The organism is Proteus sp. CD3, assembly GCF_008808075.1.
Lineage (GTDB): Bacteria > Pseudomonadota > Gammaproteobacteria > Enterobacterales > Enterobacteriaceae > Proteus > Proteus appendicitidis.
The window spans coordinates 3,306,678-3,327,855 of the sequence record NZ_CP019686.1; the positions used below are offsets into that span (position 1 = coordinate 3,306,678).

Below are 21,178 nucleotides of genomic sequence, written 5' to 3' on the forward strand. Positions count from 1 at the left end.
CTACCTCATAAAGGCTTGAAGCTGTTTTAATGCTTGAGATGTTTTTTTATCCATTGGTTGAAATGGATCCTCAATTAAAGATCCAAAATCTTCAGCATCCGTGTTTTCTAATAATCGAGGTTGCAGCATAAAAATACGGATCATTTTTTTATTATTATCAGACTCATATTTAAAAGCTCGACCAACTAAAGGGATAGCACTTAAAAAAGGAACTTTAGTTTCGGCTTTCACATTATCTTCTCGTGTATATCCACCAATTAATAAGCTTCCACCTTCCGAAACACGAGCAACAGTACTAATGTTTGTACGGTTAATTACAGGTAATTTTTCAACACTTTCATCATCACCATTGTCGTCTTTTTTTTCTGCACCATCTTCAAGATTAATGATCATCTCAATATCTTTACTTGAATTACCAATACGTGGTAACACACTGATCATCGTGCCAAATGTTGTAGACTCTAATGAAGCAACGCGTTCACCTTTTATTTGAGTATAAAAAGTCGTGTTGTTATCAAAAATAGCGGGGGTATTTTCTTGTGTTAATAACATTGGGCGAGATACCATTTGCGCTTCACCATCTTCACTCAATGCTTTAATTTTACCTAAAAAGTTAAAACCAGATGCAGCACTTAGACTTGCCGTATTAAAAAAGAAACTGCCTTTACCTGAGTCATAACTCGCTTGCCAATTAACACCTAAACTATCTGCTTTATTTTTAGAAATATCGATTATCCATAACGACAATTCAACTTGTCTTTTGGGTTTATCTAATTGAGAAATGAGTGAATCGATTAATGCTAATCCTTCTCGGCTTGTCTTTACTAAAAGACTATTTGAACCCGGTAATGGCACTAATTCGACGTTATATTGCCCTATTTTAGTTATAATAGGCGCATTCGTTTCTTCAATCCCATTTACCGCTTCATCGTATTGCTGACTATCGTTATTTTCTCGCGTTTTATTAGGTTCTATCGCTGTTCTTTCTATTCCTTTAGAGGGCATAAATAACTGCTGTAAAACAGAAGTAATACCCGGTAGCACCACTGTTTCACCACGTAAGGTATAAGTTCTATCTTGTACAAAGGTATTTTTTAATGGAAATATCTGTACAAACTCATCACCATAGCGAGAACTCCCCACCGGTACTTGGTTATTGGTATTTTCATTAATTTTTTCTTGTACATCATTATCTAAAAACTCGGCTGCGGCTTTGACTAATTTAATATAAACAGGAGGCCCCGAAATATAAAAAGTACGTTGATCTTGGCCTGCACGCAGTGGATAACGCTGATCATATAATCCTACATCTTGTAAATAGTCTTTTAGCTCAGCTAGACCTATATTTTTTACCTGAAAGAGTTCTTGTAATATCTCACTGCTCTCATAAATATAGATTGATTTCCCATCATTAAAATAGAGTAATGACAAACGTTTCACCATCAATTCAAATGCTTCTTCTGGTGAGGAAATATCAAAATTTCCAGTTATTCTTTCCTTTTTTACTGCATTACTCAGAATAAAAGGTTTATCTAATTTATCTGATAACACGAGAAAAAATTGTTCAACTCGTGTATCAACTGCAATAAAAACATCCGGTTTTTTCACCTGATGCGTGTAGATAACCTTTCCTTGCGCAGCTTGAATTTGAAAAGATAAACTGCAACAAAGTGCTAGCCCAATAACACAATAAATTTTATTTTTTATTTTCATAAAGATGTTGACCAATTCGACGAAATTCTGTTGGTGTAATACCAAATAACGTCTTAATTTCATTAGAGAAATGAGACGCGGAACTAAATCCATTATCGACTGCGATTTGTGTCAATGATTCATCGGTTGATAGCGTGGTTAAAATTGAAGATGCTGCACGCCATGAACGCAATTGGCTTTTTCCACAGTTACCTAAATAACGTTTACACAGTCGTCTAAAATGCGTACCTGATACTCCATATCGTTCTCCAATTTGTGCAATATTACTTTTCTTCTCATCTAAATAACTAATGAGATGCAAAATAAGCCAATAACTTTCACTGTGTCTTATTGTGACAAATAGAGGTTCTAATTGGCTTTCTGATTTTATTGCTTCATTTATTAATACGTATTCTAGAGATTTATTAGTATCTTCTATATAAAAAATCTGCTGATTAATATCAAATTCAGATCCTATCGCTGTCATTTTTGAAAAATCACGAGCATAATCAATAAATGCCAATAATCTTGCACAAATAAAAAATGATCGTTTTTCAATACGCCAAGACTGGTTTTCTGATTGGAAAATAACGTCATCGCTTTTGGCATTATAAATAAAAGCCTTTCCTTTTATAATTTTGGTCTTTTTTTCATCATATATTTTTACCGGATAATCATTCTTTAAAGGAATACAAAAGAACAATGAATTACCTAGTAATATATTTTTATCGCCGCTTATTTTTATATCATTTATCAACATGGTAAATACCTCTCGTTATACTTATCATAAAATTAAAAAGTAAAGATAATAAATTTTTAGTTAACTCATTTTTATGGTTTTGCTTTATATAATCTTACAATAATATCACCTATTATTAACTATAAAGATGAATAACAAATTTTTTCCGTTTATTATTTAAAAAAAGTGGCAGTAATATATCAATACCCACTATCAAATAAAAAACATGTGCTTTTTTTTAAAAGAAATTTTATGCTCATTTGACTAAACTATATTTATATTATGAATTAATAACAATTTATCATTAGGCTAATTCCATGCTTTATTATATTTACATCCTCAGTGGCCCCTTAAAAGGAACTATCATTCCTCTACCACCCAATCGCTATTCATTATTCTTATATAATAAAGAATGCATTGAAAATAAAGAAGAAAATGATAAAACTATACTTTACATCCCTTGTAATAAACAGGAAGATGAGAAAAAGCTCGCTATTATACTTGATGAAGATAATAGTGAAAATAATAAATATAGAATTGAAAGTAGCTTAATACAAAAAGAGATTGATGAAGAATATCCGTTGAAAATCGATAGTCCAATATATAGCAATGATACGCCTATCTTTTTGATTAGTGATAAAAATGATTTATCTCTCGAATCATTTGATTTTAAAAAAAAGAAAAAAACAGGCACCATAAATAAAAAAACTCTTTTATTATTAACATTAATAACGCTATTCTTTATAGCATTAGTTTTTTATATAAAAAGACCGACAGAAGAAAAAATTATTCCAACAGTATCAAAAAGTTTAAATTTTAAAGGATATCAAGGGGAAAATGGATATTATTGTATTTATGATAATTTATACCCGACCTCAAAAATAGAAAGCACATTAGAAAATAAAATTATCTATCTGGAAAAAGTAAAAAACTTATCTACCGGTAATAATCATCAAAAAATACATATAATTTTTAAAGATAAATACAAACCTATTGTTAGTTTTTTTTATCATAATGAAACTGAAAAATTAAAAATGATCAATAATATAACTTCTGATTTTTCAAAAAATTGCCATCCAACCATTAAAGGAATATCAATACCTAACATTATTAATGATATAAATGAATTTGAGCTAACTAAAACAATAGGTTATACCATTGAAGAAAAAAATAACGGATTAACCTTTATTTTTGATGATGTATTAAATATCAGTAACAAAGAAAAACTGGATACTTATATCAAAAAACAAACGGCCATTTTTGGCAGAAAATTTATTTTTTACCGTGAAAATATAAGCAATCCTATGCTGAAAAATAAAGCAACATTACAAGAAGATCATGGATATATCTTTCTTGATAACCAACATCGTTATTTTCCTCAAGGATAATAACGATATTTATAACCGATAATTTAGAATCAATCTTAGAGGAATACTATTATGCCAGCTTATCCTGTTGCCGACGATGTCAGCACTATTAATAAAGTTGATAGTTATTTTCAAGAACCTGTACTAAAACAAAGTGAGGCATTAAAAATTGCATTAGATGCATTAAAGGCAGATACATCAAACGCCGCGGCCTTAGCCGATTACCAAGCAAGACTTGCTGAATATAATATTACGCGTAATGCAGAATCAACGTCGATTAAAGTTGTGAAAGACTTGGCAATGAGCATTATCGGGAATATGCGTTAGTTTTTATTTAATGGAGGCTGTATATGGCGATTACCCCAGTTGTTCCTGTTCATTTGGCTACATTACCAAACGATAAAAGCACAAGTGATGATAATTTATCTTCAATAATGGTAAACAGCATCACAAGTGGTTTTCAATATGAAAAACAGATCCAAGAAAAGCTAACTACATTAAGCCAATTAAGTGATGTTCAAAGTTACACACAGCTACAAACAACACTTAACGATTATACAATTACAATGAATTTAGCAAGCACGTTAGCCAGAAAATCTCTGAATATTGTTGAAACATTACTCAAGGCACAATAGTAATGAAAATGCGATATTTGTTTTTGGCATTATTATGTTGCCTGTTTCCATTATTAAGTGGTTGTAAAGATCAATCTCTACTCACTAATTTGGATCAAAGACAGGCAACAGAAATTCAAGCTGTTTTACAAAAACACCAAATAACCAGCACTCGTAAAGCATTAGGAAAAGGGTTATTTGATGTTTCGGTCAAAAAAGAAGATATGGGAATTGCGATTCAAATTTTAGAAGAATATCAATTACCCACACTATCTCGAATTGAAGTGACCCAGTTATTTCCATCAGATGCATTGGTATCATCACCGCAAGCCGAAAAAGCACGTTTAATTTCTGCTATTGAGCAACGATTAGAACAATCATTACTCACAATTGACCATATTATTGATGCTAGGGTACATGTAAGTTACCCAATATCTCCGGCTGAACGCGTTATTCCAACACCTCATGCTTCAGCTTTAGTCTTTTATGAAGAGGGTATGCTAGATAATGATCAATTAAGCGAAGATGTTCGTGCTTTTATTCATAATGCCTTTAACGATATGGATGAGAATAATATTACCGTTTTGTTGTATCCACGAAATATTAATAAGTTCAACATAATAAATAATCAACTTCATCAAAATAGCTCTGATTCATTTCTTACTTCTTGGCTATTTCTAAGTTTATTATTGGTCGTTATCGTCGTTCTCATTACGGTTTCATTGGTAATATTCCGACGTAAAAAAACACAGAAGGAAGAGAATAATGACAAATCTAACTTCTGAGCAATTCGAAATGATATCCCGTGTAATGTATGAGCCACTTAGCTATATTCATGCAGATTACGATGTATTAGCGTCAAATAAAGAAAGTATAATTTGGCAGAAACTCGCTAATCGCCAATTAATTCAGCAATATCAACTTATTAATCAACTAGATTGTGACATCGATATTATTGTAGAGAAAATCTTTACGCATTGGGTATTACTTCCCCGTTGCGCTCTATTTTTAGGCTATTTGTATTCTAGAGAAACGCTTTTATTATCTGGTAATTACTATCAGCTAGAACCACAATTAAAAGCGTTTTTATCTCTTTATGCAGTGTTAAATATAGATAAGAAGATAACGACTCCTCTGGAAAGTATCGTACCCATAAATATCGGCTATCAATTACTCTTTGATTTTATTAATTCGATTTCAACCGCACTGGCCCAACGTTTTACATTGCTTTTTGCACCACAATCATCACCGGTTGAACTTCCTCAGTCACTCTTTTTATCCCGTTCACTTTTTCTTTTGGTGCTAGATTATGCTGCGCTCGCTGTCTGAAAATCTTTTAACATACACTCGTGAAGGTGTATTAATACGGGCTAAATATGTTCGACAACTTGATAATATTTATAAAACCGAATTAGCGGCCAAACTCGCAACAAAAAAAATACTCCGAGATTTTAATAAGAAATTAGATGCGCATAATAAGGAGATAGCAAACCAAGCTTATAGTAAAGGATTACAGGCATTATTAGGGGATATATTAAAATTCTCAATTCAATATCAAGAGCAACTGGCACAGTATGAATTTCAACAAAGAGAGCAAATAATCGCAACTCTTGCTCAATTTTTTGACTCACCAGAAATACAAGTTGAACTCACACGTCGTTTAATTTCAGCAATACCTTCAGAGAAAAAAATAACACTAGATATTCCAGCAACGCTACGCCCATATCTTGAGAAAGAGCTTGAGAAAGAGCTTAATAATATCAATATTGAATTGATATCTCATGATAGCAAGGCAATTGCTATTCATGCCGGTGATCAAGTGGCTTTTTTTGATCCTGCGCTGTTACTCAATGATTTAAAATCACAATTTCACCAGCCTTTTTCTGAATCTTATCAAGCAACATTTACTCAAGAAATTAAAGGCACTCTGCTGAAATTTATTAATACGTTTGATGCATCAGATGATATGCATCCTCAAATAGAAACATCCAGTGAGGGTAATAATGAAGATTGATGCTTTAAATACACAGAGCTTATATGCGTCACAGCCTCATTTTTCTGCATCAAAGCCCGTTGCAAATCAGGAATTAGATCCTTTAATGGCGACACTAAATCCTACTTTTTACCAAAATTTAAAAACAGCCAACGTGAATACAGTCAAAGATATTTTAGCGTTATTAAATAAATTTGATGTTAAAAATGAAGGCAATCAAACCTTAAAAGAAAAACGTCAAGTTGCGCTCTTAATGTATGCTCACCAAGAGAGTGAATTAGAAAATAGTGATAATAAAGAAGTCATTAATCAGGCGTTAATTTCACTTCTTTCTTACCAAGGTTTTTATCACCAATTTACACTCGACTTATTAGGTATGAACGATAACCAAGATGATTATGAGGGCTTCTTTAAACCCGATAACGCTTCGTTTTCATTTTAACATTTATTATAAGATCTGTGCTCCAGCACCTTTTTCACCTAAAATATCGTCTGGATTACGTAATGGGCAATCACTTAACGATAAACAACCACAGCCAATACAGTGGTCAAGCCCGTTACGTAGTCGCTTAAGGCGACGAATTCTTTCATCTAACCGAACTTTCCAATCCGTTGATATTTCGTGCCATTGTTCTGCGGTTAATTTACTATTTGGTGGATATTTTCCTAGTATTTCCTGAATTTCTTTTAGTGGGATACCGGTACTCTGCGCAGCTTTAATAATTGCCACATAACGCAATACAACCGGAGGGTAACGACGCTGATTACCTGCACTTCGATAGCTTTCTATCAACCCTTTTTCTTCATAAAAATGTAACGTTGAAATTGCAACACCACTTCGTTTTGCTACCTCACCGACAGTAAGCGCCCTATTGAAATCTATTTTTTCTTTTTTCATTTTTTATTTTTTCCTCTTGACCTCAACTTAACTTGAGGTTTTATAGTCCTCTCCTCAAATTAAGTCAAGTCAGAGGGATGCTGACTTCTGTATTTAAGATCGCTGAAAAATGATTTATAGCAACGGTAAATAGCCGTTACTTCAAAGCACTGTGGCAATAATTTAATCAATAAAAATAGAAAAACGCTCATCATGGGATAGGCAATAATATGAATAAAAAACTCACTTTTACCGTCTGTGCCTCGCTCTTTTTGCTCAGTGCAGGTGCGATGGTCTACGCGACAACTTCATCAAATGATGAGGAAACGCAGCAATTTGCTTACCTTCCAACGAAAGTGGCATTAGCCACCGTACAATCATCAAAATTACCCAACAATATGCAAGGGGTTGGAGAATTAGAAGCTGCGCGCCAAATTTATTTAGCCGCTGAAACCAATGGTCGAATTGCTGTGATTAATTTTGAGTCGGGGCAAACTGTTAAAGCGGGTCAAGTTTTAGCGAAATTAAATGATGAACCTGAACAAGCCGAGTTATTACGTTTACAAGCGCAATTAACCAACGCAGAAAAACTCTATTCTCGAACCAGACAACTTTATAGTAAAAATATGGTGGCAACAGCGCAATTAGATAGCACCTTATCAGAGCGCGATATGATTGTGGCTTCCATTCGTGAAGTGAAAGCGCGGATTGCACAAAAGGCAATTAAAGCGCCCTTTGACGGTATTGTTGGGATAAAACTGGTTCATGAAGGTCAATATCTCAATGCGGGTGAACGTGTCGCTTCACTTGTCGATGCGAGCCGTTTAAAACTCAATTTCTCACTTGATGAACAAGCTGCACCAAAAATTTCAACCAAACAGCCAATTAATATCGAAGTCGATGCTTACCCAGATATCATTTTTACGGGTTCAATAAATGCGATTGATCCTCTTATTGGCCCTTCTCGGACAGTGCAAATACAGGCTGTTTTACCGAATACTGACAATAAATTAAAAGCGGGCATGTTTGCTCGTGTTCAAGTTACTTCTCCTGATAGTCCGATGGTATTAACCGTACCGGAAACGGCAGTCACTTATACTGCCTATGGAGATACCGTGTTTGTAGCGCAATCTGACAATCAAAAAAACCTTATCGCTAAGCGTGTCTCTGTGAAAGTTGGATTGCGCTACAACGGCCTTATTGAGATCAAAGAAGGATTATCCCTTGGTGATCATGTGGTTTCATCCGGTCAAATAAAACTCAGTGATGGCATCACTATTGAGCCTATTGAACAAGATACACTGACTCAATTAGTCAGCACTAAGTCATAACAGGGGCTAATAATGAAATTTACCGATATTTTTGTTCGTCGCCCTGTTTTGGCATTAGTTGTTAGCACACTCATCTTTTTACTGGGTGCATTTGCATTCAGTAAACTGCCAATTCGCCAATATCCGATGTTGCAAAATTCAACCATAACGATTGCAACAGACTACCCAGGTGCATCATCTGAACTGATGCAAGGATTTGTCACACAACCAATCACACAAGCCGTTTCCTCTGTAGAGGGCGTGGATTATATTTCGTCTTCTTCTGTACAAGGAAAAAGCTTAGTCACCGTCAGAATGGAATTAAACCGTGACCCTACTCAAGCCTTAACACAGGTCATGGCGAAGGTAAATCAAGTACGCTATAAGCTACCTGAGCAAGCTTATGATCCTGTTATCGAACTTTCATCTGGCGAATCTACTGCGGTGGCTTATGTCGGATTCTCAAGTGAACAGCTTTCTATCCCTGAACTCACCGACTACCTTTCTCGTGTTGTTGAACCGATGTTCTCATCCATCAATGGCGTTGCCAAAGTACAAGTTTTTGGTGGACAACAATTAGCAATGCGTCTGTGGTTAGATGCAGACAAACTGGCCGGTCGTAATTTAACGGCAAGTGATGTTGCAGAAGCTGTACGCCGTAATAACTATCAAGCCGCACCTGGGAAAGTCGAAGGTGAGTTTGTGATTGCCAACGTTTATGTCAATACGGATCTTACTAATGTCGAAGAGTTTAAAGACATGGTTATCATTAATGATGGCAATAATCTTGTCCGTTTACGTGATATTGGTACTGTGGAGCTAGGTGCTGCTGCCACTGAAACCAGTGGTATTATGAATGGTAAAAAAGCCGTCTTCTTAGGTCTATTTCCGACACCGACAGGTAATCCGTTGGTAATTGTTGATGGTATTCGCGAGCATCTTGTTGATATTCAAAAAACCTTACCGCCAAGTGTCGATGTAGAACTGGCATTTGAAACTTCGCGTTTTATCAAAGCCTCTATTAACCAAGTAGTGCAAACATTAATTGAAGCGATTTTAATTGTTATCGCTGTTATTTATCTCTGTTTGGGATCGTTTCGCTCTGTTCTTATTCCTGTACTTGCCATTCCCTTATCAATGTTAGGTGCCGCAGGATTAATGCTTGCCTTTGGTTTTAGTATTAATTTGCTCACTTTGCTGGCTATGGTTTTAGCTATTGGGTTAGTTGTGGATGATGCGATAGTGGTTGTTGAAAACGTGCATCGCCATATTGAAGAAGGATTATCGCCTGTCCAAGCCGCTTTAGTAGGTGCAAGAGAAGTGGCAGGCCCTGTTATTGCAATGACCATCACTTTAGCGGCTGTTTATGCACCGATTGGTTTAATGGCTGGATTAACAGGCGCATTATTTAAAGAATTTGCCATAACATTGGCAGGCAGTGTGATTGTATCCGGTATTGTGGCATTAACCTTATCACCAGTGATGAGTTCATTAATGTTAAAACCCAAAGAAAATGAAGGCAGAATGGCTAAAATGGCCGAGTATTTCTTTGATAAGTTGGCTCATTACTATGGTTACGTCCTCCATTTTTCTTTAGCTAATCGCTGGTTAACCCTCGTTTTCGCTTTAGCCGTGTTTGTCAGTTTGCCGTTTTTATATAGCCAGACAAAACAAGAGTTGGCACCTTCAGAAGATCAGGCGAGTGTCTTAACCGCGGTCAAAGCACCACAACATGCAAATTTAGCCTATGCGGAACGTTTTAATCAGAAGCTTGATGAAATTTATATGAGCCTGCCTGAAACAGACAGCACATGGATAATTAACGGTACTGATGGTCCTTCAGCCAGCTTTGGCGGTATTAACTTTGATGGTTGGGATTTACGTGATCGTAATGCAGATCAAATCCAAGCTGATTTGCAAAACCGCGTCAATAATGTTGAAGGAACCAGCATTTTTGCTTTCCAATTGGCCTCGTTACCCGGCTCCGTGGGAGGATTACCAGTACAAATGGTATTACGTAGCCCGTTAGGTTATCCCGTTTTATTTGAAACAATGGAGCAAATCAAACAACAAGCACGAGAAAGCGGTCTGTTTGTCGTGGTGGATAGCGATTTAGATTACAACAACCCTGTCGTTCAAGTTGCCATAGACAGAGCGAAAGCCAATAGCCTAGGTATTCGTATGCAAGATATTGGTGAATCACTTTCTCTGTTAGTGGGCGAGCACTATATTAACCGTTTTGGTATGGATGGCCGCTCTTATGATGTTATTCCACAAAGTGTGAAACACCAACGTTTAACACCGGCTGCGCTGGCAGGGCACTATATTCGTACTCAAGATAACGTGTTAATTCCATTATCTACTGTGGTGAATATTACCACTCAAGTTGAACCCAATAAATTAACGCAGTTTAATCAACAAAATGCGGCAATATTCCAAGCGATCCCCGCACCGGGTGTCACCATGGGGCAAGCGGTCGCATTTCTTGAAAACGTGGCAGATTCATTACCAGCCGGCTTTAGTCATGATTGGCAATCTGATTCTCGCCAATTTACTCAAGAAGGAAATACATTAGTTTTTGCATTTATTGCCGCACTGATCATTATCTATTTAGTGTTAGCAGCACAATATGAAAGCTTAGTTGATCCATTGATTATTTTGATTACTGTACCACTCTCTATTTGTGGCGCTCTTGTGCCATTAGCGTTAGGCATGGTGACACTCAATATCTACACGCAAATTGGTTTAGTCACATTAATAGGGCTAATTAGTAAGCACGGTATTTTAATGGTGGAATTTGCTAATGAGCTGCAAATTCATAAAAATCTAAACCGTCGTGACGCGATTATTGAAGCCGCAAAAATCCGCTTACGTCCTGTATTAATGACCACCGCAGCAATGGTGATTGGGCTTATTCCACTGTTATTTGCCAGTGGTGCGGGAGCGAATAGCCGCTATGGATTAGGGCTGATTATTGTATCAGGTATGTTAGTCGGCACGCTGTTTACTCTGTTTGTCTTACCAACCATGTACAGTTTCTTAGCACGAAACCATCAAATCAGCGCCCAAACGGAGCGTCAAAAACAGTTACGGCAAGTGAGTGAGTTATAAGTCAGATAATAATAAATAGTAATGTCGTAAAAATAATCCCCATTGTGAATGCAATGGGGATTTTATTTATTAACAGGAATATTTTGAAAAATAAACACTGCCTTGCTACTCTAACGAGTATTGAAATATAAGTTGTAGCTTATTACCCTAAAATAAGCTATAACTTATATGAGGTGAACTGTGTGGAATGTATTATTTACTCGTTATTTCGATTCTTGGTTATTAGAACAAAGCAACGAGTTACAAGAGCGCGTTTTAGCTGCCTTGCTAGCAGATCGCGAATTTACCTCATATCTTTTATCAATAAGAGAAGACCATGAAAACACTTCAACAAGCTATCGCTAAACGTTCTCCTGAAAGCCAAGAGCGTATAAAAAAAATGGCTGATGAATTGATACTGGAAACAGGGCTACAAATTTTAAGAGAAGAATTAAATCTTTCACAAAAAGAGCTAGCTATGCACCTTGGGATCTCTCAGCCCGCCATTACCCAAATCGAGCAAAGAGGTAACGACCTAAAACTGGCAACATTAAAACGCTATGTAGAAGCTTTAGGCGGTAAACTGAGTTTAACGATTGAATTACCTACAGGTGAAGGGCGTGTTTTCCATCTTTAGATTGAGAAAAATAATAAATGGTATTGCCGTAAAAAAATAATCCCCATTGTGAATGCAATGGGGATTATTTATAGCCATTTAAACAAATATTATTTTATTTTAATATCATCATTAAGTAGCGGTATATTATTATTTATTGCATATTTCAAAAGTTCAGCTATTTGCTCAGGCTGATAAAGCGCTCGGACACTGCGTTTTTCTCTTAAATCAGAAATAATGCTTTCTAAACTTTTTCTTTCTTTATTTCCTGATTGTTCTGCTTTCATCATTTCCATTAGAGCAATAAATTCCCCTGTTCTTCCTAATCCAGCAAGGCAATGGACAGCGATATTTTCTTTTGTTGGATTTATTTTTAAATTGCCACCAATAATATCGATGGTATTTTTTAACTTAGTCGCATCTATTCCTGTATGGTCAGTCCAATCATAAATATGCACAAAATTTATTTTTTTCTTTTCATCACTGTTTTCTTTAGTCACTAACTTAGTGTATGTTTTACAATCTAAACATGCTCCATTGGTTTTATTTTTACTTAAAGCCCACTTTTCAATATGACTAGACTTTATATCGCCTAAATCTAAATTCTCTCTAAAATATTTAAAACCTTCTTTTTCAAAATCACTTTTATTATATTCACTACCCAGTTTCGAGAGATCTTTTTTGATATCATCATTCGATGCTAAAACATAAACTGTATCTATATTGTTATTAAATAACATATTGAAATAATGGTTTAAACTCTCTTTATTATTCAAAGGATATTGGGATGCAATAGTCATATTAGGAGAATTATAAGAACTAACATCATTCGCAGGTAATGATACATTGCCTGATTTTATTAAAGTATCTGTACGATACGTTAATTGCTTACTGTATCTTGAATTTTCAACCGATTGATAATCGGCTGAACTATATTTTAAACCATTTAAGTTATTAAATAATATTTTAGCTTTTTCATTATACTTATCTGTGTCAGTACATTTTTTAACCGCGACTAAAAAATTATCTCTGGCATTATGCAACATTACTTCTTTATTAGAGTGAGGAAAATTAAAATTTGGTATATTTGTATTATTAATTTGTCGTCTAGAAAGTAAGCTATTATGTTCTGTGTTTATTCTCTGGGGCTGTAATAAATGAGACTCATTATTTACTATTCGTATTTTAGATGGAAAGTCAGTAGGAGGACTATAAGTCGTATTTGATAATTTATATATTGGTGAATTTGCTGGCGGTTTAGGCGGTAATGGTAGAGGATTATCAATACGTTTCGATGATTTATATATTGGTGAACCTACGGGTGGTTTAGGAGGCAGTATTGGCTTAATTTCTTTATGACTATTTCCAATACTTATTATATTGTTCCAAGTACTATTTTTTACCTCTCTACTTGATCCTAATGAATTTGTAATAGGTACATATCTAAAATTAACTGGTGATAATAACATATCTATTCCCTTAAATATAAAACTATATTATCTTATTAGAGAATGAGTTGATATATAAAAAAAACACCTTTATAAAAAATAAATTAAAATACCGATACTGTTTAATAACATATCGGTATTTTAATTCAAAAGGTAAAATATAATATCTAATTTACAAATTCTTTTTACATTGTTGAAAATGTATTCATAATTATCCCGCCTGAGATAATTAAAGCCATAGAAAATATAGCCGGTAAGTCTGGTTTTTGTTTATATAAAATCATGGCAACTAATGTTACACCCACAATACCAAACCCACACCACAGTGAATACGCTACACCAACAGGAATATATCCCATTGCACGCGTTAAAGCGAAATAACAAATACAGTAAGCAGCAATCACTAAAACAGAAGGGGCTAATTTGCTAAAGCCATTGGTCTTTTTGATCATCGACGTGCCAGTGATTTCAGAACCGATAGACAGCGCCAGCCATAAGAATCCGGTAAACATAATTGTTATCCTTATTTATTTTAATAAAATACTTATTTATCAAAGATAAGTTTTATTAAAAATTAAATTTATTAAGAAATAGATTTATTTATTAACTGGCGATGCTGCCTGTTTAATATTAGAAGTTTCAGTTGTCTCTTCTTCCTCTTCTTCTGATCCCATTTTGGAGAAGAGATTCATAATCACAATACCACTGGCAATAACAGCCATTCCTATCATTGCCGCAGTATCAGGATGTTGACCATAAAACAACATCCCTAAAGAAGAGACCACTAAAATACCTGTACCAGACCACGTCGCATACGCTAAACCAACGGGAATATTTTTTACTGCGCGTGATAGTGAGTAATAACAAATAACATAAAGAACAACAATTAAACCTAATAATAATGTTTTAGTTGTACCTTCACTATTATCAAACATTTTTAAGGTAGAGGTTGCTGAGGTTTCTGAAATAATAACCGCCAGCATCCAAAGCCATGATTTAGCTTTTGGTGACATAATAAGACTCCTGAGTTATCAGATATAATTTAAGATTAATTTTTCAAACTTTTTAAATATTCAATAGCAGAATCCGTCAATTTATCTTGCGATAAATGATATTCTCCAGGCTTATTCATTACTTCGTTTAAAGTAATATAGCGATTATTATTCTCTTGTTTAATTTCAGGTTTATATTCAGGTTTAGCTTGATGACTCATATCATGGTTTATTAAATTAGCTTCAACATTATTTATAGGATGAAACATAATACCCATTGATTTTAATCGACTAATATTTTCCTGAATAAGCAGGTTGTACTCTTTATTTTTATTTAAACCTAAAATTTCATTTAACTCACTTTCTGGTTGGCAGAAATAAGGTAATGCGATAACAGGAATATTTTGAGCGAGTGCAGAATGAATTAACTTCCCTTCTTCACTGATAAATAGCCCGTTAATAATTTCACCCACCAGCTTTTTATCAAAATAAGGAACAAACAGCGCGTGATAAGTCGATAACTGCTGGCAATCGAACTCACTCGCGTTATACATTTCTCCTAGATGACGCCATTTCGATAAATCATGACTGACTTGTGCCTGTGTTGTAACAAAAAGCGAAAATCGAATATGAGAAAACGTGTTGATACGTTGACAGATTTCATCTTGGTATCCCGGTGCTGGGGTAAGTGCTAACAACACCGATTTTTTCATTCTTTTTTCTATTTCAGCAACAATCCTTTCTATTAACTGAAAGTCCATTACGTCACCTCATTGCCTTAGCTGACAATAAATACGCTATCGTTGTTACGAAGCCCTGCCGCATTCGCTTCATCGGTATCAATATGAAATTCCAAAGAAAATTTTTCACTGACACGAACAACGACTTCATCAAAAATCAGGCTACGTTCACCTTCTGTTTTAACATGTACTTTTTGTCCATTGGTGACGTTTAACATTCTGGCGTCAATTTCACTCATATGAATATGACGTTGAGCGCAAATCACTTGCTCTTTTAATTCAACATGACCCGCAGGTCCCATTAAAACAGCATTGCCAGAACCAACTAAATCACCCGACTCACGTACTGGCGCTTTTACACCTAATGCAAAACAGTCCGCTTTTGAAATTTCTAATTGGCTTTGTGGACGAACAGGTCCTAAAACACGAACTTTACTGATCGAGCCTTTAGATCCCACAACAATTACACACTCTTTTGCAGCAAACTGACCCGGTTGTTTAAGATCTTTAAACGGAGTAAGTTGATAACCTTTGCCGAATAATGCTTCTACATCTTGCTGTGAAAGATGCACATGACGATTAGAAATACCAACAGGGATAGCCATTCCTTGCGTCTCTCCCAACATCACGCCGTGTGCGGGTAAACGAGAGAGAATTTTTCCCATGAGTTGTTGATTAATCATTATTTTTTACCTTTGCGGCTTTCTGGTTTGATCTCTTTTTTACTGCTTTGTGCTTTATCTGTTGCGGCCTTAGTTTCAGAGGCAATATTTGGAGCTTGTAAATCTGCAACTGCTTTTGTGGCTTCAGCGTTTTCAACAGGGGCTTCAACTATTGTTTCAACGACCGTTTCAACGACTTTTTCAATAGCAGTCTCTTGCACTTTTTCAGCAACAGCGGGCGCTTTTTTCTTACTTTTTATTGTCAGTAATTTAGTAATCACACTTGGCTCTGGTCTTGCGATAACCAATGAACCAATCACCAACTCTTTTTGGCTCACGACATCAACACCATGATCAACCGCTGTTCTTACTGCACTGATCTCGCCCTGAAAACAGATTGATACCAAGCCAGATCCTACTTTTCGGTATCCGATAATTTCTACATTTGCCGCTTTACAGGCGGCATCTGCCGCTTGAATGGCTGCGGTTAACCCTCGTGTTTCAATCACACCTAAACTGTTCATCTTTCTCTCCTACTTAGTGACGGACAAGACGGATATCGAAATCAAATTTCTTAAAGAAGGCTTCTAAACTGTCTAACTCTTCTGGCGTATAACTTGGGTCATTTTTAATGGGGTAAATCATTTCCAATTTTTCGTATTTATTACGACCAAATTGGTGATAAGGAAGAATATCAATGCGCTGAATATTACCGCGTTTTGAAAGTTCCATTGCGTAGTTAATCGCGCCAGTGATCGCATCATAAGAGTCGTTATAACCTCGCACTAAAGGCATACGAACAACCACATTTGCACCGAGATCCATTAAACGTTCTAGATTACGACGGACATTCTCATTACCTACACCAAACAACGCTTTATGCTGAGTAGTATCAATGTGTTTGATATCAATCAGAAATTGATCAACGACTTCTGCTAATTTCTCATAGTTCGCCACATTGGTGGTTGCTTGTGTCTCTACCGCGGTATTGATCATCATCTTTTTACATTCTCGTAAAAGCGCAACCGCAAAATCAGTTTGTAAACTCATTTCGCCGCCACCGATGGTGACACCACCACCTGAAGAGATGTAAAAGTCATAATCTTGCATGATGATTTTCATTAACTCGGAGACAGAAACATCTTTGCCCATAATATCAAGCGCATCAGAGATACAGACTTCTTCACATTTGCGACAACCAATACAATCAACAGCGCGATCAACACGATGAACTTGTTTACCATTCTCATTGGTTGTCATGTAATGCACACCCGCTGGACAAACATCAACGCATTTACCGCAATCAACACATTTGTCGTGAGAGTACATCACCTGAAATTCACTGCTAAGACCTTCTGGATTTGAACACCAAGGGCAGCGGATATTACAGCCTTTTAAAAAAACGAGAGTACGAATACCATCACCGTCATAAATAGAGTATTTCTGGATATTAAATATCCGACCTCTTGTTTCTGCCGCCGTCTCCATCTTTACGCCTCCAAATCTGCATCAAACATCCCTGTTTGATAAATTTAAATCATGTCTTGTCGATTAAAAGGGATAGCCTGTGCCATCCCTATGGCTATGATTAGAATTTCTCAATCACAGTACGACTGATAATTTCATCCTGAACTTCTTTACATAATTCAACGAAGTAAGCACTGTAACCTGCAACACGAACAATCAAATCGCGGTATTTCTCAGGCTCTAATTGCGCTTTTTTCAGTACTTCATTATCAACATAGCTAAATTGCATCTGGCCGTTACCCAGAATTGAAGCCGTTCTTAATAAGGTAATTAAACCTTGGCGTCCTTCATTGGTATCTAACAAACCTTTCAGGAATTTGAAGTTATGAACCATACCGATATTCATGGTTTCAACATTCATCTTACTGATTGATTTGATGATTGCTGTTGGACCATGTTTATCTGCGCCTTGTGTTGGGCTGATACCATCTGACAATGGTTTCCATGCAAAGCGACCATTTGGTGTGGCAGCCGTTAATTCGCCAATTGGTGTATTGTTAGAGATAGACAATGTGCCGTGGCTCAGAGTGGAATAGAGCATTTTGTATTTACGACATTCACGCTCAGTCCATTCCGTAATATCCAGCGCATATTGGTCAACAACATCGTCATCATTACCAAATTTCGGTGCATTTAAGCAGTCACGTAAAAGCTCGTCATGACCTTCAAAGTTAGCTAATAACGCATCACGAATTTGCTCTAAGGTGTATTTTTTATCTTCATAAACAAGTTTGCGAATAGCTGCCATGGAGTCAACGTAAGTTGCTAAGCCAGAGAAAATCAACCCTGGACCATGGTTAACCATCGCACCACCCGCAGTAACGTCTTTGCCTTGTTCCATACAGCCTTCAACCAGCAGAGACATTAATGGTTTTGGTGCAACATCGCGGTGAACACGTTGGCTGATCACAGTACCAATTGCCGATAAACGAACGATATGTGCCACTTGCTCTTTTACAGCACGGTCGAAATCTTCATAAGTACGCAGGTCGCGTAAATCGCCTGTATCTAAACCTTGATAGCTATCAAATAGCACCATACGACCACGATTTAATACAAACTCAATTGCGATAGGCCATTGGGTATAACCTGTTGATGTCCACTGATAAATACGACCTGATTTTTGTGGCTCTACACAACCCATCAAGCAGTAGTCACGCGCATCTTCAAAGTCGAAGCCTTTACGTAGCATCATCTTGATATGAGAATCATCGAAGTGACACGCAGGGAAGCCCATACCGGCTTTTACTACATCAACGATTTTTTCCATATATTGCTGTGGAGATTGGTTATGAATACGACATGCTAGTGATGGTTGATACACTTTCACAAAGCGCACTGCATCCATAATCAGGTAAGTTAAGTCGTTACACGCATCGCCACCAGAGCGTTTTTGTCCACCAATGGTTAAGTTGATAAATGGCTGATAACCGGCGAAATATTTCGCACCCAGTTCACTCGACATCCACATTAACTCAGCACATTTGATGATAAAGGCTTGCATCATTTCCAGTGCTTGCTCACGCGTTAAACGACCTGATTTGATGTCGTTTTCATACATTGGGAAGCAGTATTGGTCTAAACGACCTAAAGAAAGACCTGTTTGGTTTTCTTCTACTTCAAACAGTGACTCTACAGTCCAAATACTTTGCAGTGCTTCTTGTAGTGTTTTTGGTGGGTTAGCAGGTACATTTTCGTTGACTTGAGCAATCGTCAGTAACTCTTCACGACGTTGTGGATTGCTCTCTTTTGATGCTAATTCACGCGCCTGTTCTGCAATGCGATGTGCGTAAGCAATCACACCTTCACAGCTTTCAATAGACGCTTTGTAGAAGTAGATACGGTCGATATCAGCAGGGTTTTCCATGCTTAATTCAGCCAGTTTGGCTTGTGCATCGGCTTTAATACCGTTCATACCCTTAGTGAAAAGCAGGACGTCATAACCTGGGCAAGTATCGCCACCACCATTGATTTGGTGATAAGAAAGATCACTGACAAAGGTTTCACCACTAAATTCCCACACACCCGCTTCGCGATATTGTGCTTCACAGATCTCATCTAAAGAACGACCTTCCCAGAATGGAACAATCTCTTCACGAATGACTTTTTTGTCTTCTTCTGAAATTTGGAATGGATCTTGTGGGCGAGTGCTCATGGTATCGAGTTCATCACGAACCCAGCGCCATGCGATATCAGGAGAGAAAGCACCAGCACGCGCTTTTCCACAAGGATGTCCAACAATCAGCTCTTCATCTTGAATTAAGATAGGTGCGGTTTCACATGCGCGACGGAAAGCTTTAGCGCGCAGTAAAATTGGTGGTAAACCTGGGTTATTACGAACAATTTCAGTAAATGCTAATGCTCTATAAATAGAGACACTTGGACGTGCTTCTAAATAGCGATTACGTAAGCGTTGTAAGCGAGGCGTTAAACCTTCCATCACTTTAAATTCGCCCGCATCAGTGCTTGGCGCTACAAAATTTGCAGAAGGTGCAGCGTATTGAGGTTGTGAATTCGCACGACCATTGTATAAACGCACTTGCAGTGAACTGTGTAAGGTTGACAGGTTAGCGCGCGCGGATAATAGCATCTCTGACAGTTCGTTAATGCTGATGCGTGGATCGTTAATATCCACACCCTGTGTCATTGCATCAAACATTGGATAACCATCAACTTCTTTGGTTGCGCGTACTTCTGAAAGCTCAGCCAATTTCAACCATACGCTTTCAACAATTTCATAGGCTTGTGCTTGTGTTAAACGACCTTGGTCGATATCACGTTGATAGAATGGATAAAGTGCTTTATCAAATCCCATTGGGTTAATGGCGTAGCTACCATTTTCCAGATGTAAGACTAATTGCAATAAATAGAATACTTGAACCGCTTCTTTAAAAGTTTCTGCGGGTTTTGCTGGCACTTTACGTAATACTGCCGCGCTGTCTAATAGCTCTGCTTTACGGTATGGGTTACCTTCCATTGCTGCTAAATTCTCTGCTTTTGCAGACAGAATTTGTGCAAAATACAGTGCTGCATCACATGCATAAATAGCAGATTTACAGAAATTGGCTTCATCCATACTGCTGCGGTTTACTGCACTACCAATGCTTCTAATTCTGTCTTCAAGCTGTGCTTTAATTGCTAAGAAACCTTGGTTTACCACCAGCATATAATCAGGTGATGCAACGCTATTGTTAATACTTAAGAAACGATAGATAGAGTCGCTACGTACTTCATCTTCAGTGTGAAAAATCGCACCGCGTGGTGTTGATGATTGGCTACCGATAATCAATTCATCTTGTGCGATATAGCTTGGAAAATGGCGGATAAACTCATAAAAACGTTGTGCAGGTTTAATCGCTTGTGGAACACCTGCAATGCTGTTATCTAATGAATCAAAAATGGTTGCACGCTCTGTACTGATTGAGCTATTACGTGAAACTAAACGTTCTGCCAGCATTTTTACGCGTGGCGTCAAAGAATATTTGGCCATGTGAGGCTCTCCTGATGTTCT

The 21,178-nt window shown here is 36.7% G+C and carries 22 protein-coding genes; 11 read left to right on the plus strand and 11 right to left on the minus strand.

Annotation, left to right across the window (positions count from 1 at the left end; translation table 11 throughout):
• Both sctC and BTA34_RS14735 read right to left on the minus strand, forming a co-directional pair.
• Positions 1-1,713: a type III secretion system outer membrane ring subunit SctC gene (sctC, locus tag BTA34_RS14730; RefSeq protein ID WP_151436213.1), complete on the minus strand. Its 1,713-nt coding sequence runs from the start codon at positions 1,711-1,713 to the stop codon at positions 1-3.
• Positions 1,697-2,452: a helix-turn-helix domain-containing protein gene (locus BTA34_RS14735; protein WP_151436214.1), complete on the minus strand. Its 756-nt coding sequence runs from the start codon at positions 2,450-2,452 to the stop codon at positions 1,697-1,699. Before BTA34_RS14735 ends, sctC begins: the two co-directional genes overlap by 17 nt.
• A 296-nt stretch (positions 2,453-2,748) precedes the next feature.
• Between BTA34_RS14735 and BTA34_RS14740 the strand changes: the two genes are divergently transcribed.
• From BTA34_RS14740 to BTA34_RS14770, 7 genes are read left to right on the plus strand one after another with little or no spacing between them, the layout of a single operon-like run.
• On the plus strand, positions 2,749-3,819 hold the full coding sequence (locus BTA34_RS14740) for a hypothetical protein (protein WP_151436215.1): 1,071 nt from the start codon (positions 2,749-2,751) through the stop codon (positions 3,817-3,819).
• A 51-nt stretch (positions 3,820-3,870) separates the two neighbouring features.
• Positions 3,871-4,125, plus strand: coding sequence for an EscF/YscF/HrpA family type III secretion system needle major subunit (locus tag BTA34_RS14745; protein ID WP_151436216.1), 255 nt, complete (start codon positions 3,871-3,873; stop codon positions 4,123-4,125).
• A gap of 23 nt (positions 4,126-4,148) precedes the next feature.
• Positions 4,149-4,433, plus strand: coding sequence for a type III secretion system inner rod subunit SctI (gene sctI, locus BTA34_RS14750; protein WP_151436217.1), 285 nt, complete (start codon positions 4,149-4,151; stop codon positions 4,431-4,433).
• A gap of 2 nt (positions 4,434-4,435) precedes the next feature.
• The gene (sctJ, locus tag BTA34_RS14755; RefSeq protein WP_151436218.1) at positions 4,436-5,197 is read left to right on the plus strand and encodes a type III secretion system inner membrane ring lipoprotein SctJ; all 762 of its coding nucleotides are present in this window, start codon (positions 4,436-4,438) and stop codon (positions 5,195-5,197) included.
• Positions 5,178-5,741: a type III secretion protein gene (locus BTA34_RS14760; RefSeq protein WP_151436219.1), complete on the plus strand. Its 564-nt coding sequence runs from the start codon at positions 5,178-5,180 to the stop codon at positions 5,739-5,741. The genes sctJ and BTA34_RS14760 overlap by 20 nt, the downstream gene beginning before the upstream one ends.
• The gene (locus BTA34_RS14765; protein ID WP_151436220.1) at positions 5,722-6,426 is read left to right on the plus strand and encodes a MoaD/ThiS family protein; all 705 of its coding nucleotides are present in this window, start codon (positions 5,722-5,724) and stop codon (positions 6,424-6,426) included. The genes BTA34_RS14760 and BTA34_RS14765 overlap by 20 nt, the downstream gene beginning before the upstream one ends.
• Positions 6,416-6,847, plus strand: a complete 432-nt coding sequence (locus BTA34_RS14770) for a hypothetical protein (RefSeq protein ID WP_151436221.1) — start codon at positions 6,416-6,418, stop codon at positions 6,845-6,847. Before BTA34_RS14765 ends, BTA34_RS14770 begins: the two co-directional genes overlap by 11 nt.
• A 6-nt stretch (positions 6,848-6,853) precedes the next feature.
• Here BTA34_RS14770 and soxR read toward each other — a convergent pair whose 3' ends face one another.
• Entirely contained in the window at positions 6,854-7,303 is a 450-nt protein-coding gene (soxR, locus tag BTA34_RS14775; protein WP_075673527.1) for a redox-sensitive transcriptional activator SoxR, read from the minus strand.
• Positions 7,304-7,512: 209 nt separating this feature from the next.
• On the opposite strand from soxR, the gene BTA34_RS14780 reads away from it, so the two are divergent.
• The 4 genes from BTA34_RS14780 to BTA34_RS14790 all read left to right on the plus strand — a co-directional run bounded on the left by BTA34_RS14780 (position 7,513) and on the right by BTA34_RS14790 (position 12,319).
• Positions 7,513-8,613, plus strand: a complete 1,101-nt coding sequence (locus tag BTA34_RS14780) for an efflux RND transporter periplasmic adaptor subunit (protein ID WP_151436222.1) — start codon at positions 7,513-7,515, stop codon at positions 8,611-8,613.
• Between the two features lie 12 nt (positions 8,614-8,625).
• Positions 8,626-11,703 carry a MexW/MexI family multidrug efflux RND transporter permease subunit gene (locus tag BTA34_RS14785; protein WP_151436223.1) on the plus strand — a complete coding sequence of 1,026 codons (3,078 nt, stop codon included), beginning with the start codon at positions 8,626-8,628 and terminating at the stop codon, positions 11,701-11,703.
• A gap of 180 nt (positions 11,704-11,883) precedes the next feature.
• Positions 11,884-12,048: a hypothetical protein gene (locus BTA34_RS18460; RefSeq protein WP_265576109.1), complete on the plus strand. Its 165-nt coding sequence runs from the start codon at positions 11,884-11,886 to the stop codon at positions 12,046-12,048.
• Positions 12,020-12,319, plus strand: a complete 300-nt coding sequence (locus tag BTA34_RS14790; protein WP_115350301.1) for a helix-turn-helix domain-containing protein — start codon at positions 12,020-12,022, stop codon at positions 12,317-12,319. Before BTA34_RS18460 ends, BTA34_RS14790 begins: the two co-directional genes overlap by 29 nt.
• Positions 12,320-12,408: 89 nt before the next feature.
• On the opposite strand, the gene BTA34_RS14795 is transcribed toward BTA34_RS14790, so the two are convergent.
• The 8 genes from BTA34_RS14795 to cutC form a co-directional block, all read right to left on the minus strand.
• Positions 12,409-13,767: a protein-tyrosine phosphatase family protein gene (locus tag BTA34_RS14795; protein ID WP_265576110.1), complete on the minus strand. Its 1,359-nt coding sequence runs from the start codon at positions 13,765-13,767 to the stop codon at positions 12,409-12,411.
• A gap of 164 nt (positions 13,768-13,931) precedes the next feature.
• Complete coding sequence (locus tag BTA34_RS14800) at positions 13,932-14,258, minus strand: DMT family transporter (RefSeq protein WP_004245856.1); 327 nt, start codon at positions 14,256-14,258, stop codon at positions 13,932-13,934.
• A gap of 84 nt (positions 14,259-14,342) precedes the next feature.
• A complete protein-coding gene (locus BTA34_RS14805; RefSeq protein WP_151436224.1) occupies positions 14,343-14,759 on the minus strand; it encodes a DMT family transporter in 417 nt (138 codons plus the stop codon).
• A 35-nt stretch (positions 14,760-14,794) separates the two neighbouring features.
• Positions 14,795-15,499 (minus strand): hypothetical protein, encoded by a 705-nt coding sequence (locus tag BTA34_RS14810; protein WP_151436225.1) that lies wholly within the window; start codon positions 15,497-15,499, stop codon positions 14,795-14,797.
• A 17-nt stretch (positions 15,500-15,516) separates the two neighbouring features.
• Positions 15,517-16,161 carry a phosphate propanoyltransferase gene (locus tag BTA34_RS14815; RefSeq protein ID WP_151436226.1) on the minus strand — a complete coding sequence of 215 codons (645 nt, stop codon included), beginning with the start codon at positions 16,159-16,161 and terminating at the stop codon, positions 15,517-15,519.
• Positions 16,161-16,664, minus strand: a complete 504-nt coding sequence (locus tag BTA34_RS14820; RefSeq protein ID WP_151436227.1) for a BMC domain-containing protein — start codon at positions 16,662-16,664, stop codon at positions 16,161-16,163. The genes BTA34_RS14815 and BTA34_RS14820 overlap by 1 nt, the downstream gene beginning before the upstream one ends.
• Positions 16,665-16,677: 13 nt before the next feature.
• Positions 16,678-17,628: a choline TMA-lyase-activating enzyme gene (gene cutD, locus BTA34_RS14825; protein ID WP_151436228.1), complete on the minus strand. Its 951-nt coding sequence runs from the start codon at positions 17,626-17,628 to the stop codon at positions 16,678-16,680.
• A 100-nt stretch (positions 17,629-17,728) separates the two neighbouring features.
• Positions 17,729-21,157, minus strand: a complete 3,429-nt coding sequence (cutC, locus tag BTA34_RS14830) for a choline trimethylamine-lyase (protein WP_151436229.1) — start codon at positions 21,155-21,157, stop codon at positions 17,729-17,731.
• Positions 21,158-21,178: the final 21 nt, after the last annotated feature.